At 49.2% G+C, this 14,793-nt stretch carries 9 protein-coding genes, 5 tRNA genes and 3 rRNA genes; 3 read left to right on the top strand and 14 right to left on the bottom strand.

The features are described 5' to 3' along the window. Positions 1–9: 9 nt before the first annotated feature. The 5 genes from LACZS1_RS06435 to LACZS1_RS06415 all read right to left on the bottom strand — a co-directional run bounded on the left by LACZS1_RS06435 (position 10) and on the right by LACZS1_RS06415 (position 5,615). On the bottom strand, positions 10–1,668 hold the full coding sequence (locus tag LACZS1_RS06435) for a phosphoenolpyruvate carboxykinase (ATP) (RefSeq protein ID WP_070650552.1): 1,659 nt from the start codon (positions 1,666–1,668) through the stop codon (positions 10–12). 248 nt (positions 1,669–1,916) lie between these two features. Continuing rightward, positions 1,917–2,087, bottom strand: a complete 171-nt coding sequence (locus LACZS1_RS06430) for a FeoB-associated Cys-rich membrane protein (RefSeq protein WP_083311562.1) — start codon at positions 2,085–2,087, stop codon at positions 1,917–1,919. A gap of 17 nt (positions 2,088–2,104) precedes the next feature. Then, the gene (gene feoB / locus LACZS1_RS06425) at positions 2,105–4,222 is read right to left on the bottom strand and encodes a ferrous iron transport protein B (protein ID WP_070650553.1); all 2,118 of its coding nucleotides are present in this window, start codon (positions 4,220–4,222) and stop codon (positions 2,105–2,107) included. After that, positions 4,209–4,700 (bottom strand): FeoA family protein, encoded by a 492-nt coding sequence (locus tag LACZS1_RS06420; protein ID WP_070650554.1) that lies wholly within the window; start codon positions 4,698–4,700, stop codon positions 4,209–4,211. The genes feoB and LACZS1_RS06420 overlap by 14 nt, the downstream gene beginning before the upstream one ends. A gap of 156 nt (positions 4,701–4,856) precedes the next feature. Continuing rightward, the gene (locus LACZS1_RS06415) at positions 4,857–5,615 is read right to left on the bottom strand and encodes an SGNH/GDSL hydrolase family protein (protein ID WP_070650555.1); all 759 of its coding nucleotides are present in this window, start codon (positions 5,613–5,615) and stop codon (positions 4,857–4,859) included. A 251-nt stretch (positions 5,616–5,866) separates the two neighbouring features. Between LACZS1_RS06415 and LACZS1_RS06410 the strand changes: the two genes are divergently transcribed. Then, positions 5,867–6,640 (top strand): ion channel, encoded by a 774-nt coding sequence (locus LACZS1_RS06410; RefSeq protein ID WP_070650556.1) that lies wholly within the window; start codon positions 5,867–5,869, stop codon positions 6,638–6,640. A 158-nt stretch (positions 6,641–6,798) separates the two neighbouring features. Here LACZS1_RS06410 and LACZS1_RS06405 read toward each other — a convergent pair. Both LACZS1_RS06405 and LACZS1_RS06400 read right to left on the bottom strand, forming a co-directional pair. Further along, positions 6,799–6,871: transfer RNA gene (locus LACZS1_RS06405), tRNA-Thr, on the bottom strand. Between the two features lie 4 nt (positions 6,872–6,875). Continuing rightward, positions 6,876–6,947, bottom strand: a tRNA-Glu gene (locus LACZS1_RS06400). 209 nt (positions 6,948–7,156) lie between these two features. On the opposite strand from LACZS1_RS06400, the gene LACZS1_RS06395 reads away from it, so the two are divergent. Together LACZS1_RS06395 and LACZS1_RS06390 are read left to right on the top strand one after the other, a co-directional pair. Beyond that, complete coding sequence (locus LACZS1_RS06395; protein WP_047107626.1) at positions 7,157–7,795, top strand: NAD(P)-dependent oxidoreductase; 639 nt, start codon at positions 7,157–7,159, stop codon at positions 7,793–7,795. Between the two features lie 36 nt (positions 7,796–7,831). Beyond that, on the top strand, positions 7,832–8,320 hold the full coding sequence (locus LACZS1_RS06390; RefSeq protein WP_070650557.1) for a MucBP domain-containing protein: 489 nt from the start codon (positions 7,832–7,834) through the stop codon (positions 8,318–8,320). 65 nt (positions 8,321–8,385) lie between these two features. Here the strand turns inward: LACZS1_RS06390 and LACZS1_RS06385 are convergent, their stop codons facing one another. The 7 genes from LACZS1_RS06385 to LACZS1_RS06355 form a co-directional block, all read right to left on the bottom strand. Further along, positions 8,386–8,907, bottom strand: a complete 522-nt coding sequence (locus tag LACZS1_RS06385) for a hypothetical protein (RefSeq protein WP_070650558.1) — start codon at positions 8,905–8,907, stop codon at positions 8,386–8,388. A 272-nt stretch (positions 8,908–9,179) separates the two neighbouring features. Then, positions 9,180–9,252, bottom strand: a tRNA-Asn gene (locus tag LACZS1_RS06380). A 7-nt stretch (positions 9,253–9,259) separates the two neighbouring features. Further along, positions 9,260–9,376, bottom strand: a 5S ribosomal RNA gene (rrf, locus tag LACZS1_RS06375). A gap of 194 nt (positions 9,377–9,570) precedes the next feature. Continuing rightward, positions 9,571–12,488 (bottom strand): 23S ribosomal RNA (locus LACZS1_RS06370). A 161-nt stretch (positions 12,489–12,649) separates the two neighbouring features. Next, a tRNA-Ala gene (locus LACZS1_RS06365) sits at positions 12,650–12,722 on the bottom strand. A 34-nt stretch (positions 12,723–12,756) separates the two neighbouring features. Continuing rightward, a tRNA-Ile gene (locus LACZS1_RS06360) sits at positions 12,757–12,830 on the bottom strand. Positions 12,831–12,919: 89 nt separating this feature from the next. Continuing rightward, positions 12,920–14,489 (bottom strand): 16S ribosomal RNA (locus tag LACZS1_RS06355). The 16S, 23S and 5S rRNA genes sit together here with 3 tRNA genes alongside, the layout of an rRNA operon. Positions 14,490–14,793: the final 304 nt, after the last annotated feature.

Genomic DNA, 14,793 nt, shown 5'->3' with positions numbered 1-14,793 from the left:
CGCCAAAAGTCAGTCCGACTCTGAAAGCGCGGTAAGAACCTTTTTCAGTGCGTGAGTGGCAGCTTCCGGCAACTTATCATAGCCACCATCGGCTGTCTCTTTGGTGGCCAAAAATGCTAGGCGAGCTTCCAACCGCTTGCGCAACAAAGCCCGATAATCAGGTGCCGTAAAGTCTACTTTAAAAGCTGGTAACACCAAATAACTCATATCTGGTAACGGCCCAAATGGTTGAAATTGTGCAGTACCATCTACAATCGCCGCAATTGCATCCAACGTGTCAGCCGGTTTCACTTTTTTTCCGCGATAAAAACCGGTATTGAGAATGTAGCAAGCCGTACCACGTTCTCGAAAGAGTTCATAAAAATCCTGGTAGTCTTCGGCTAGCGGATAACAGCGAAACGGATTGGCAAACGGTTCAATGACCAATTGATTGCGGTCCACATGAGCACCGACGTTTTCGGCAGTTGATCGCTTAGTTGCTAACGTTGCCCCAAATGCCGCCGCCAAGTCAGGATGCTCAATCCGAACAACCGGTGGTAACGTGTCGTCTTTCATGATCCAGAAAACCGCGTCAATACTTTCGGTCAGATGATCGACCCGATTTGGCGTCACATACCGCGACTTGACCGTCCGCCCGTTACCATTACGGATATCCTCGGTGACTAATGTCTTTCGGCCTTGGTCATCCAAAGTAACGCCCACATTTTGCACTGTCAGGAAATACCGAATTCCTGGATCGCTTAACGGATAATCCTGAGTCTTGTCAAAATATGCCGGTTCCAGCGCAGTCGTGGCGCCGGTTTCGCGATCAATGACGAACGCGTCGTCGTGTAGCACTTTAACTGGATAACGATCACCGTGACTGGTCAGTGTGATCGTTGATTTACCCGAGCCAGACAGACCAAACGCTGCCATGGTAAACGTGCCGTCTTGCCGCTGATATTGTTTCATCCCGCCATGACAGGCAACAAAGCCATTTCGATGTGCCGTCGCCCACGCCAACGTCAAGGTGCCCTTTTTCAATTCGCCAAAATAGCGTAAGCCCAAGATAATCGCCGCATTGTGTAGCGGATCAAAAATCGCCAGGCCATCCGGATACGCCAGATCGTGCCAATCAGGATCGGCATAAAGATAAAGGTCATCTTCTGGAAGCGGGCGCGACTGGGCGTAGTGCTTTTCGGCTTCATCCGTCATGATTTGAAAGTTCAATAAATAGCTGTAGAGGTTATTCGCGTAGGCTTCAGGCAACATCATATGCGCTTCAACAGAAAAATCCGGCGATAGACCAACCACAACCCGGCCACTCAAGAACCGCTTACGGCTGCCTTGAAATACGGCTTCACGCGCAACTTTTGCCATCGTGCCCGCATCAACACCAGGCTGTCCGATAATCCGCCGGGCAGCAGCGGTTCGACCGACAACCAGACCATCATTTGCGACCAAGATGCGGGCGTCTTCAGGCAGCCCGAGATCACCGGCATGCTGAATCGGCAAATCCGTGATGATGACACCTGGTGCGGCTTTGGCCAATTCGTATGCCTCTGTCAATGTGGTCACCGGCTGGACATTCGTGCCATAAAATGCCGTCTCGACGGTCGCTTTGAGTGGTGAAAAATAGCCACTCGCTGCGGTCACATCACTGATCGGAAATTGTTGTTTTGTTGTCATGGTTGCATCCCCCTTGTACATCCGGTACACCGCAATGGTTCTTACCCCTGCGCCGCTATCTCCTCCGTTTTATGCAACGGTCGCCGAAGCGCAAACAATGTACGTTCAGTCGTTTTTTGTAAAGGCTTTCACAACTCAATTATACATAGTTCACTTTAGCAACGCGAGTTTTAAAAATTCACCGGATCACAAAGGCTATTTCAATCACAAACCACATTCACTTACCACTCAAGCGGCATTGAAACTCGTTATGCTTTACGCCGTTTGTTGGCCTGAACCATTTTGGCCTGATCAATCAACGGACAGCCAACATCTTCACATTGGCTGCAACCGCCTGCTTTGTTTTTTCGAAAAAAAGTGCGATATAAGACGAGAACGATCGCCAAAACGACGACACTGCCAATCAGCCATGTTGCCATGATAAAAGATCTCCTTTTTAAATATCCGTGCTATAACCCGACGCAACCACGGGGTGTGGACGTTTGAGCCACAGACCGTAAATAATGAGTGTCACTGCCACTGCGACCAAGCCGATACTAAGCACATTGGCCTGACCACCCACAATGAGACTGCCTTGATAAATCAACATCGTCAGCAAATACGCCACGCCTGTTTGATACCCAACGGCACGCCACGTCCAGCGCGCATCGCCAAACTCCTTGTACATAGTGCCAATAGCCGCAAAGCACGGGGCACATAAAAGATTGAACATCAAAAACGCATACCCTGCCATCGCCGGATAAGTCGCCCGCAATGTCTGCCCAAAACCGCCAGTCCCACCGAAGCTAATGTGCAGCGTGCTGACACAATTTTCCTTGGCGATCAACCCGGCTAAAGTAGCCACTGTGGTGTGCCAATCACCAAACCCAAGCGGTGCAAAAATCGGGGCAATGATCCCACCAATCCCCCGTAACATACTCTTATTTTGCTGGACCATGCGTAACGTAAAGTCAAAGTGCGAAAGGAACCATAACAAAACACACGATAAGAAAATAATTGTGCCGGCCTTATGCACAAAGGCGCGTGCCCGAGACATGACACTGCGATAAAGGTTGGTGACGCGCGGCAAATGATACGCTGGTAACTCCATGACAAACGGGGCTGGAGGTCCGGCAAATAAAGCAGTCTTTTTTAGAAAAATGCCAGAGCAGACAACGGCAATAATGCCCATGAAATAAGCTGACGGCGCAACCCAGCTGTTATTCGGAAAGAAGGTTCCGCTAACCAGCGCAATAACAGTCAATTTAGCGGAACACGGCATAAAGGTCGTCAGCATAATGCTCATTCGCCGATCTTTTTCGCTTTCAATCGTTCGGGTCGCCATGATACCCGGGACGCCACAACCAGTTGCAATCAAAATCGGGATAAAACTTTTGCCGCTAAGATTAAACCGGTGAAACAGCCGATCCATCACAAACGCGATTCGCGCCATATACCCGCAGTCTTCAAGAATACCCAGACATAAAAACAACATCATAATCTGCGGCAGGAACCCTAACACTGAACCAATCCCACCGATCAACCCGTTCACGATCAGACCCGACAACCACGGTGCCACGGCCCAACCCTTCAATGCCCCGCCGACCACCGCCGGCAACCATCCGCCAAAGACCGTATCATTGAGATAATCACTGCCGATGGTTCCGACTGTCTGGATCGAAAGGTAATAAACCACCCACATCACCAGTACAAAAATCGGTAAGGCCAGATAGCGATCCGTCACGATGCGGTCAATCCGATCGCTGACCGACATGACAAAATCTTCTTTATCAACGACACACATCGCCATGACGCGGGCGATGAAATCATATCTTGCATTCACGATGATGCTGTCACTCGCATCGTCAAAAAGATGCTCAGCCGTATGTAAAATTTCCGTGACCTGTTGCTGTTCAGCTGTTGTAAAAGCCAGCTGCTGCACGATTTGCGGATCTTTTTCAAAAAGCTTGATGGCATACCATCGCAAACGATCGGCGGGTACCCGTTTGCCGATGACTTCCTCAAGCATGCTTAAAGCGGATTCGAGCCGCGGATCATATTCCGGAAAAGCATATGGTTTAGGTAATGGCGCCTGGATGGCCTGAACAAGTTCCTTTAAAGCTGCCGGTTTGGTGGCAGTGGTGCCGATGACTGGTACCTGCAAGGCATAACTTAACTTTTTCAAATTGATCGTGCGGCGATGGGACTTTTCAAGGACATCCATCATGTTGAGTGCCACCATCAATGGCCGCCCGGTTTCCATCACCTGCAAGGTTAAATACAGATTGCGTTCGAGGTTCGTAGCGTCGACGACATTAATCACTAAATCCGGTTGCTTTTCGAGCAAAAAATCCCGCGTCACAATTTCTTCACTGCTATAAGGCGAAAGTGAATAGGTTCCCGGCAGGTCTTCGATGATCACCGCCGGATTGGCTTTAAGCCGACTGGATTTTCGTTCAACTGTGACCCCCGGCCAATTACCAATATGTTGTTTGGCGCCGGTCAGCGCATTAAACAAAGTTGTTTTGCCACTATTAGGGTTGCCAACAAGCGCTAAAGTCTCATCCATGGTCATCAGCGGTCACCTCCGTCACCAGCACATGCGCCGCGTCTTGCTTACGAATACTCAACTTATAACCACGTACCGCTAGCTCGATGGGATCGCCAAGCGGTGCAATCTGGTGAATTTTCACCAACGTTCCCTTGGTTAAGCCCATGTCCATCAGACGGTGTCGCAGCGGTGGATCTCCTTGAATCTTCTGCACCAACCCAGTTCGCTTGATTGGCAAGTGGGCTAACGGTATCGCCGGCTTATCAGCATCTGCGGCAAACGGTCGCACCACCAGCAAAGCAGCAATCTCGTCACTGATAGCCAGTCGCTGCCCCTGAAAGAAAATCACCAGACCGGTCACTTTGCTCGCAGGTTGCACCACGGTCAGCTTCTTGCCGGCGACCAGTCCCATCTCAGCCAAATGCCTGCGCAATGCAGCACTGCCGCCGACACTCATTAACAAATAAGCTCCCGGTTGTTGGGTATCAAGCAATGCCTGCATCTGCTCACCTCCACGATGATCGCCAGCGATAGACGATCATTAATCTGTCTCGATGTCACCGGTATTTAAAATACTGTCATGAGAACATCTGTTATCATTTTTCCGCCTGGTTACTAACCATCAACCGCCCAGCACCCGATCAGGCGTCGAAAAAGGTCATTGTGCTTTTGCCAAAACGGCTTTTGCAACCGTCGCAACATAATGCGGCTGACCATCAGTTGACGGATGGGTTTTGTCGGCTGTCAGCCAATCATCATGACCGGCAGAAGCACCATGCCAATCAACAATATGCAAATTCTTGTAACGCTTGGCCATTTTGACCAGATCGCGATTGACCTCATCCGTCCATTTCGCATCAGAACGGACATTAATCCAATAAACCTGACGCTGATCACCAATACTTGTCATAATGGATTGAAATGCCTCATTCGTAAACGTGCCATTCGTGCCCAAACCGATGATCACGGTATTGGCCAATTTGCCAGAAGCGGCCAGCGACTTAAACAAAGCCGGAACCTGATAGATTTGGCGGCTAACCGTCGCATCAAAATAGATCTTTGGGAACAACTCTTTATACAAATACTCACTGCCAAGCATGACGGAATCACCGACCGCCGTCACGGATAATTCCTTGGCGGCTTGAACTTGATGATAGCTGAGTCCGTCAGCGGCAAAATCTTTATAAACTGGATCCGCTGCCTTTTGGGAAGCTTCAACCGCCTGACTGGCCTTGGCAGCTGAACGTGACTCGGCAACCGAACGTGCCTTGGAACGCGACACGGATGAAGCTTCTTGAGCTCTTACCTGCGCCTGCCGATTAAGGCCAAACCACAAACCGCCCGCCACTAAAATGACCGCTAAAATCACAATCGTCCAAATCAATCCCGCTTTTGAACTTGTTTTCTGTCTATGCATACTGCACCCCTTCAACCAATCACTTACCGTACGATCATAGCATACAAGCGCTTAAAAAAGGGCGATAAGTTGCTTGGGATAGGGATTTCGGAGAAGATTCTAATTTTTCGCTTTTCTTGGGATTCCATAAGCTCGACCTACAAATGATTGAACTCTTGTGATCCTAAAGATAGAATTAAATCATCGTTAAAGACGCTGGGTTATTTCGTTCGCGTTGGGTATGGGGCAACTATGTAATTGGGGATGGCATTTTGAAATTAAATTCACGTTTTATTCGTTACTACAATGTTGTGATTGCACTACTGGCGGTCATTTCTATTGTGATGGTTATTTTGGACTATTCATCAGTCATTAGCCTGACAGCCTTTCCCTACGATGTGGTAGACAATGCGATACTCGCTATCTTTACCGTCGATTACTTCGCACGCCTCTTAACCGCAGACAACAAGTTTAAGTTCTTTAAAACTCACTTGCTCGATTTGTTGGCAATCATTCCCTTTAACGCCATTTTTTCGTTTTTCCGGTTTGCCCGAGCCTTTCGTATCGTCCGACTCAGCCGCGCATTTCGTATCACCCGACTTGCAGGTATTATCAGCATTTTACAGGGACGAACCAGGAAATTTCTCCACAAAGGCGGTCTCATTTATTATCTGTGGTTATCGGTCATCCTAGTCATCATCGCGGCCGCCATCTATTCGTTGGCCGAGGGTGCCTCGTACAGTGATTCAATCTGGTGGGCAATCGTCACCGCCACCACCGTTGGCTACGGCGACATTTCACCTCACACGCTTCTAGGAAGAATTGCCGCTGTTCTACTCATGTTCAATGGTATCGGTCTCATCGGCGCTCTCACAAGCTCTATTACTGCTTATTTAGCAGAAGACAACAACACTGTTTCAACGCAAATTGACGATCTGGTGAAACTTAAAAAGCTGCTTGATTCCGGAGGGCTAAGCCAAGACGAGTATGCGCAGCTGAAGCATCATATTTTGGCAAACGCAAGTCAACATGACACGGATGGATAAAATCGATTTTCTCAAGTTTCTGCTATCAAAAGTCATCTTTGGTCCCATTTTGGTCCCAAAGTCTCAAAAACAAAGCCCTCCTAAGGTAACCTAGGAGGGCTAAATCGTTGATATATAGGCATTTCACTTTCTAAGAAAAACTAAAACACCCTATGAAATGCCGGCTGCAGGACTTGAACCTGTGACCCTCGGTTTACGATACCGATGCTCTACCAACTGAGCTAAGCCGGCATACTGACCCGTACGGGATTTGAACCCATGTTACCGCCGTGAAAGGGCGGTGTCTTAACCACTTGACCAACGGGCCATTGCTGAACAACAAGTAAGATTATACAGGAGCAATATAGCACTGTAAAGCCTTTTTTCTCACACAATTTCGATTCCGAAAAGTGCCCCGAAAAGTACGTTGAAAAGACAGCGGAAGATTTAATTTTGAGCCAATTTAATTGTCTATCTACTTTTAGTAAGTGTATCATAAACCTTGAACCGACTCGTTATGAAAGGATGTTGTTATAGATGAAGATTGCAATTATTGGTGCGACTGGCAATGCAGGATCAGCGATCTACAAAGAGGCGCTCAAGCGAGGCCACGAAGTTACCGGTTACGTTCGTCATCCAGACAAAGGTATCGGCGTTCTTCCGCCTGATGCCGAACTCGTGCAGCAAGACGCTTTCACCCTCACCCGCGATCAGCTGCTAGGCTACGATGCGGTTGTTGATGCCTTCGCAACAACCGTTGAACAAGCCTATCTCCATATTGATTTAGCCGATCACCTGATCCACGAGTTACGGGAGACCACCTCCCCGCGGCTAGTCTTTATTCTAGGAGCAGGCAGCCTGGAAACTGACGGCAAGCTCCTGTATGATTTACTTAAAAATGATCCGCATGCACCGGCATTTATCAACACGCCTAAGAACCAGCTCAGAGAATATCAGCTACTGCAGTGGACCGACAATGTCAACTGGATTGGCATCTCGCCAAGCATGAACTTTGAACATGGGCCGGCAACTGAATACGTTCGCGGCGACAATACACTGCTAAAAGACGATGACGGTAAATCCGTTCTCAACAGCGGTACACTGGCAGTTGCGTTGTTGGATGAATTGGAAAAGCCAACCATTAATCAAGCACGCTTCACCGCCCGCAACGCTTAGTTCTTTTTTAAATCATCGAAAAGGATGTGAAATTATTTGGCACAAGTCACTTTAACCATTCATTATGTCGATGAAAACGGCAAGACATTAGGCCCAGACAATCACTTAATGAATACGCCAGAACATCATTTTCGACTCACTGCTCCGACCTTAATCGGTTATGATTTTCAAAAAGCCGTTCTCCCAGACGGCCAGCATGTCGGTGATCCAACTGTCACCGGTACCATGACGGGTAATGCCCCGCAGCTAACCTTTATCTACACAACGGCACCATCACTGGTTCATCACCCGGTTCCGGCAACATTGGTTATTCAGTACTTTGATAATCACAACCGGCCATTGCGTGACGCTCAGGTGCTGCATACCAAAACTGGTCACCAATATGAACTAACAGCACCGGACTTCCCTAATTTTCGGTATCACCACGCCATGTTACCCGGTGGCATGATCATGTCCGACAAAACCGTCTCTGGTCGCCTGATTCAGCCACACAATGAACTGACATTTATGTATGAACCTAAGTAAATTCTTGTTTCAATCAAAAACAGCTTCCGTTATGGCTTCATTGCCATGCGGGAGCTGTTTTGTTTTTACTGACCGGTCAATAAATTCTGTAACGTACTAGTGTTACCTTGTTGTTGCAACGATTTGACATCCTGATACGCTCGATAATAGTCACCTGAAGCGATCGCTTGGCGAACCGGAGTGATCGATTCCTCTTTGAACAACAACGCTGCAGCTAGCTTAGCTTGCGCCTGATTGGCACCAGTTGCCTTTTGCAGTAAAACTGCTGCCTGATCCTGATCTTGCGCGGCTTTCATGATCGTACTCATTTTGGTCTCTTTCAATGTATCAGCTGCGCGCTGGAGTGCGGCATCAGTCGTTGCATTCCCCGTCTTCTGCGCAGTAATTTCCGACACCAAGCGAGATTTAACCGCGGCATCTGCCGGCGTATCATTGCCCGTCACATTACGAATCGTATTGTTGATCTGCGGAAAAAAGAAAACGCAAGCCACGATCAACAAAAGCAAGACACCTGCGATAATTCCAAAAATTTTAAGTCCCCGATGACGAGGCTTTTTCTGCTGGCGAAGTTGAATCCGATTATTCATCACGATACCTCTTTCATTTTTACTGACGATGTTCTGTATCAACATTATGCGGATATTACCAAGCCCGGTCAAGTTTGACCATTACACATTGGCAATAACCACGTACCCGCTAAGCTACTACGTTTTTAAGCATCTTTTCGTGTATTCAAATGACAGATCAATCTCAATACATGGTGACACTGTGTCACCCCTTGTTTCATCATGTCATTAATGATCACTTACATCAATTTTTTGTAGAAAAAAACACCCGTCAACGACGAGTGTTTCATGAGCTCCGGTTGTCAGGCTCGAACTGACGACAACCTGATTAACAGTCAGGTGCTCTACCAACTGAGCTAAACCGGAATAAACAGCGTGGCAGCTTCCTACCCTCGCAGGCAGTTTCCCACCAACTACTCTCGGCGTGAAGAAGCTTAACTTCTGTGTTCGGCATGGGAACAGGTGTATCCTTCTTGCTATCGCCACCACACTTATGAGAACTTTGCGCTCTCAAAACTGGCTATCATTGTTGTTGTGTTGTCGGGAACCAGTGTATTTCATCGAAACGCGTTCGCAGTCACAGAAACCTCCACATAAGGCCCCTGAGTCCATTGGCCAAAACCCGGCCAACGAACTCAGGCCCGCTTATGCTCCGGTTTCTAAGCGCTCCTGCTCACGCTCTACTTGGTTAAGTCCTCGACCGATTAGTACTGGTCCGCTCCATGCATCGCTGCACTTCCACTTCCAGCCTATCTACCTGATCATCTCTCAGGGGTCTTACTTCCATATAGGAATGGGAAATCTCATCTCGAGGAGGGCTTCACACTTAGATGCTTTCAGCGTTTATCCCTTCCGTTCATAGCTACCCAGCGATGCGCCTGGCGGCACAACTGGTACACCAGCGGAACGTCCATCCCGGTCCTCTCGTACTAAGGACAGCTCCTCTCAAATTTCCTGCGCCCGCGACGGATAGGGACCGAACTGTCTCACGACGTTCTGAACCCAGCTCGCGTACCGCTTTAATGGGCGAACAGCCCAACCCTTGGGACCGACTACAGCCCCAGGATGCGATGAGCCGACATCGAGGTGCCAAACCTCCCCGTCGATGTGGACTCTTGGGGGAGATAAGCCTGTTATCCCCAGGGTAGCTTTTATCCGTTGAGCGATGGCCCTTCCATACGGAACCACCGGATCACTAAGCCCGACTTTCGTCCCTGCTCGACTTGTCAGTCTCGCAGTCAAGCTCCCTTCTACCTTTACACTCTGCGAATGATTTCCAACCATTCTGAGGGAACCTTTGGGCGCCTCCGTTACATTTTAGGAGGCGACCGCCCCAGTCAAACTGCCTACCTGACACTGTCTCCCGCCACGATCAGTGGCGCGGGTTAGAGTGTTCATACAGCTAGGGTAGTATCCCACCAACGCCTCCATCGAAACTAGCGTTCCGATCTCTACGGCTCCTACCTATCCTGTACAAGCGGTACCAACACTCAATATCAAGCTACAGTAAAGCTCCATGGGGTCTTTCCGTCCTGTCGCGGGTAACCCGCATCTTCACGGGTACTATAATTTCACCGAGTCTCTCGTTGAGACAGTGCCCAAATCATTACGCCTTTCGTGCGGGTCGGAACTTACCCGACAAGGAATTTCGCTACCTTAGGACCGTTATAGTTACGGCCGCCGTTTACTGGGGCTTCAATTCTGGGCTTCGCTTGCGCTAACTCATCCTCTTAACCTTCCAGCACCGGGCAGGCGTCAGCCCCTATACATCATCTTTCGATTTAGCAGAGACCTGTGTTTTTGATAAACAGTTGTTTGGGCCTATTCACTGCGGCTGACCTTGCGGTCAGCACCCCTTCTTCCGAAGTTACGGGGTCATTTTGCCGAGTTCCTTAACGAGAGTTCGCTCGCTCACCTGAGGATACTCTCCTCGACTACCTGTGTCGGTTTGCGGTACGGGTAGTTTATTTCTCACTAGAAGCTTTTCTTGGCAGTGTGACATCAGGAACTTCGCTACTTTAATTTCGCTCCCCATCACCGCTTGTCCTTATGGTCGCAAGCATTTCACTCGCCACCAGACTTGCGGCTTGGACGCACTTTTCCAGCCGTGCGCTTTCCTTAGCCTCCTGCGTCCCTCCATCGCTTAAACAAAATAAACTAGTGCAGGAATCTCAACCTGCTTGTCATCGACTACGCCTTCCGGCCTCGCCTTAGATCCCGACTAACCCTGGGAGGACGAGCCTTCCCCAGGAAACCTTAGTCATACGGTGGATCAGATTCTCACTGATCTTTCGCTACTCATGCCGGCATTCTCACTTCTAAGCGCTCCAGCCGTCCTCACGATCGACCTTCAACGCCCTTAGAACGCTCTCCTACCGCGCACCCTTACGGGTGCACCCACAGTTTCGGTATTATGCTTAGCCCCGGTATATTTTCGGCGCAGTGCCACTCGACTAGTGAGCTATTACGCACTCTTTAAATGGTGGCTGCTTCTGAGCCAACATCCTAGTTGTCTGTGCAACGCCACATCCTTTTCCACTTAGCATAAATTTAGGGACCTTAACTGGTGATCTGGGCTGTTCCCCTTTCGACAATGGACCTTATCGCTCACTGTCTGACTCCCGGAGTAAGATCGATGGTATTCGGAGTTTATCTGAATTCAGTAACCCTTGATGGGCCCCTAGTTCAAACAGTGCTCTACCTCCATGATCCATCCTCCGAGGCTAACCCTAAAGCTATTTCGGAGAGAACCAGCTATCTCCAAGTTCGTTTGGAATTTCACCGCTACCCACAACTCATCCCAGCATTTTTCAACATACATGGGTTCGGTCCTCCAGTGTGTTTCACCACACCTTCAACCTGGTCATGGGTAGGTCACTTGGTTTCGGGTCTACATCTGCCTACTCATTCGCCCTGTTCAGACTCGCTTTCGCTCCGGCTCCGACTTTTCATCTTAACCTCGCAGGCAAACGTAACTCGCCGGTTCATTCTACAAAAGGCACGCCATTACCCCTTAACGGGCTTTGACTAATTGTAGGCACACGGTTTCAGGAACTGTTTCACTCCCCTTCCGGGGTGCTTTTCACCTTTCCCTCACGGTACTGGTTCACTATCGGTCACTAGGGAGTATTTAGCCTTGGGAGATGGTCCTCCCGGATTCCGACGGAATTTCACGTGTTCCGCCGTACTCAGGATCCTGGACGGAGGGTCCGCCGTTTCGTTTACAGGGCTTTCACCTTCTATGGCGCAGCTTTCCAGCTGACTTCGACTACGTCGAACTTTGGTAACTCCAATGTCCAGTCCTACAACCCCGAGAAGCAAGCTTCTCGGTTTGGGCTCTTCCCACTTCGCTCGCCGCTACTATGGGAATCGAGTTTTCTTTCTTTTCCTGCGGGTACTGAGATGTTTCAGTTCCCCGCGTCTGCCGCCGACAAGCTATGAATTCACTTGCAGGCAATACACTGCTGTGTACTGGGTTCCCCCATTCGGAAATCTCCGGATCAAAGCTTACTTATAGCTCCCCGAAGCATATCGGTATTAGTTCCGTCCTTCATCGGCTCCTAGTGCCAAGGCATCCACCGTGCGCCCTTTGTAACTTAACCTGTACTGACTTGCGTCAGCGGTTATGCGATGCGAATTTCTATATTAGAAACTCATACAAATACGCTGTGTTCTCGGCAATTTAAAACATTTACAACAATGATATCCAGTTTTCAAAGAACAAAGTCGCCGACTTGCGTCGGTGAATTGGCCTGACGGCCAATGGAGGATAACGGGATCGAACCGATGACCTCCTGCTTGCAAAGCAGGCGCTCTCCCAGCTGAGCTAATCCCCCATAAGGGTTGTTCAATTAACAAGCGAACGCTTGATGGGCCTAGATGGACTTGAACCATCGACCTCACGCTTATCAAGCGTGCGCTCTAACCAACTGAGCTATAGGCCCGATAGGCGTAAAAAGAGAGGTCATCCTCTCAAAACTAAACAAAGTTTCGTATGTGCAGGTTTCCGTCAGACTTACGTCTGTTTCCTTAGAAAGGAGGTGATCCAGCCGCAGGTTCTCCTACGGCTACCTTGTTACGACTTCACCCTAATCATTTGTCCCACCTTAGACGGCTCGCTCCCTAAAAGGGTTACGCCACCGGCTTCGGGTGTTACAAACTCTCATGGTGTGACGGGCGGTGTGTACAAGGCCCGGGAACGTATTCACCGCGGCGTGCTGATCCGCGATTACTAGCGATTCCGACTTCGTGTAGGCGAGTTGCAGCCTACAGTCCGAACTGAGAATGGCTTTAAGAGATTAGCTTGACCTCGCGGTCTCGCAACTCGTTGTACCATCCATTGTAGCACGTGTGTAGCCCAGGTCATAAGGGGCATGATGATTTGACGTCATCCCCACCTTCCTCCGGTTTGTCACCGGCAGTCTTACTAGAGTGCCCAACTCAATGCTGGCAACTAGTCATAAGGGTTGCGCTCGTTGCGGGACTTAACCCAACATCTCACGACACGAGCTGACGACAACCATGCACCACCTGTCATTTTGCCCCCGAAGGGGAAACCTGATCTCTCAGGTGATCAAAAGATGTCAAGACCTGGTAAGGTTCTTCGCGTTGCTTCGAATTAAACCACATGCTCCACCGCTTGTGCGGGCCCCCGTCAATTCCTTTGAGTTTCAACCTTGCGGTCGTACTCCCCAGGCGGAATGCTTAATGCGTTAGCTGCGGCACTGAAGGGCGGAAACCCTCCAACACCTAGCATTCATCGTTTACGGCATGGACTACCAGGGTATCTAATCCTGTTCGCTACCCATGCTTTCGAGCCTCAGCGTCAGTTACAGACCAGACAGCCGCCTTCGCCACTGGTGTTCTTCCATATATCTACGCATTTCACCGCTACACATGGAGTTCCACTGTCCTCTTCTGCACTCAAGTTTCCCAGTTTCCGATGCGCTTCCTCGGTTAAGCCGAGGGCTTTCACATCAGACTTAAAAAACCGCCTGCGCTCGCTTTACGCCCAATAAATCCGGATAACGCTTGCCACCTACGTATTACCGCGGCTGCTGGCACGTAGTTAGCCGTGGCTTTCTGGTTGGATACCGTCACGCCGACAACAGTTACTCTGCCGACCATTCTTCTCCAACAACAGAGTTTTACGACCCGAAAGCCTTCTTCACTCACGCGGCGTTGCTCCATCAGACTTGCGTCCATTGTGGAAGATTCCCTACTGCTGCCTCCCGTAGGAGTTTGGGCCGTGTCTCAGTCCCAATGTGGCCGATCAACCTCTCAGTTCGGCTACGTATCATGGCCTTGGTGAGCCGTTACCTCACCAACTAGCTAATACGCCGCGGGTCCATCCAAAAGCGATAGCTTACGCCATCTTTCAGCCAAGAACCATGCGGTTCTTGGATTTATGCGGTATTAGCATCTGTTTCCAAATGTTATCCCCCACTTAAGGGCAGGTTACCCACGTGTTACTCACCCGTCCGCCACTCGTTTTAAGTTGAATCACGATGCAAGCACCGTTCATCGACCAAAACTCGTTCGACTTGCATGTATTAGGCACGCCGCCAGCGTTCATCCTGAGCCAGGATCAAACTCTCATATAAATATGAGCTGTTCGAATAGCTCGATTTGTTGTTCTAGCGAATTGACTTCGCAAATGTTACTTTTTGCCTCGACACCGAAGTATCAAGGACCCTGCACATTTAAACGAAACTTTGTTCAGTTTTCAAAGGACGACCTTGTCAAAAGACAACTTTGATAGATTATCATGACCAGCAAATCATGTCAACAACTTTTTGAATAAACATGCATTTGTTGAATGCCCTGATGTGCTATCAATTTGACAACGAATAATATGATAGCAACTTTGTTGAACGCCGTCAACACTTTTTAAATGAGGTTTTGCTA

The organism is Lacticaseibacillus zeae subsp. silagei, from assembly GCF_030770335.1.
Lineage (GTDB): Bacteria > Bacillota > Bacilli > Lactobacillales > Lactobacillaceae > Lacticaseibacillus > Lacticaseibacillus zeae.
This window is presented reverse-complemented; position numbering and strand designations above follow the sequence as displayed.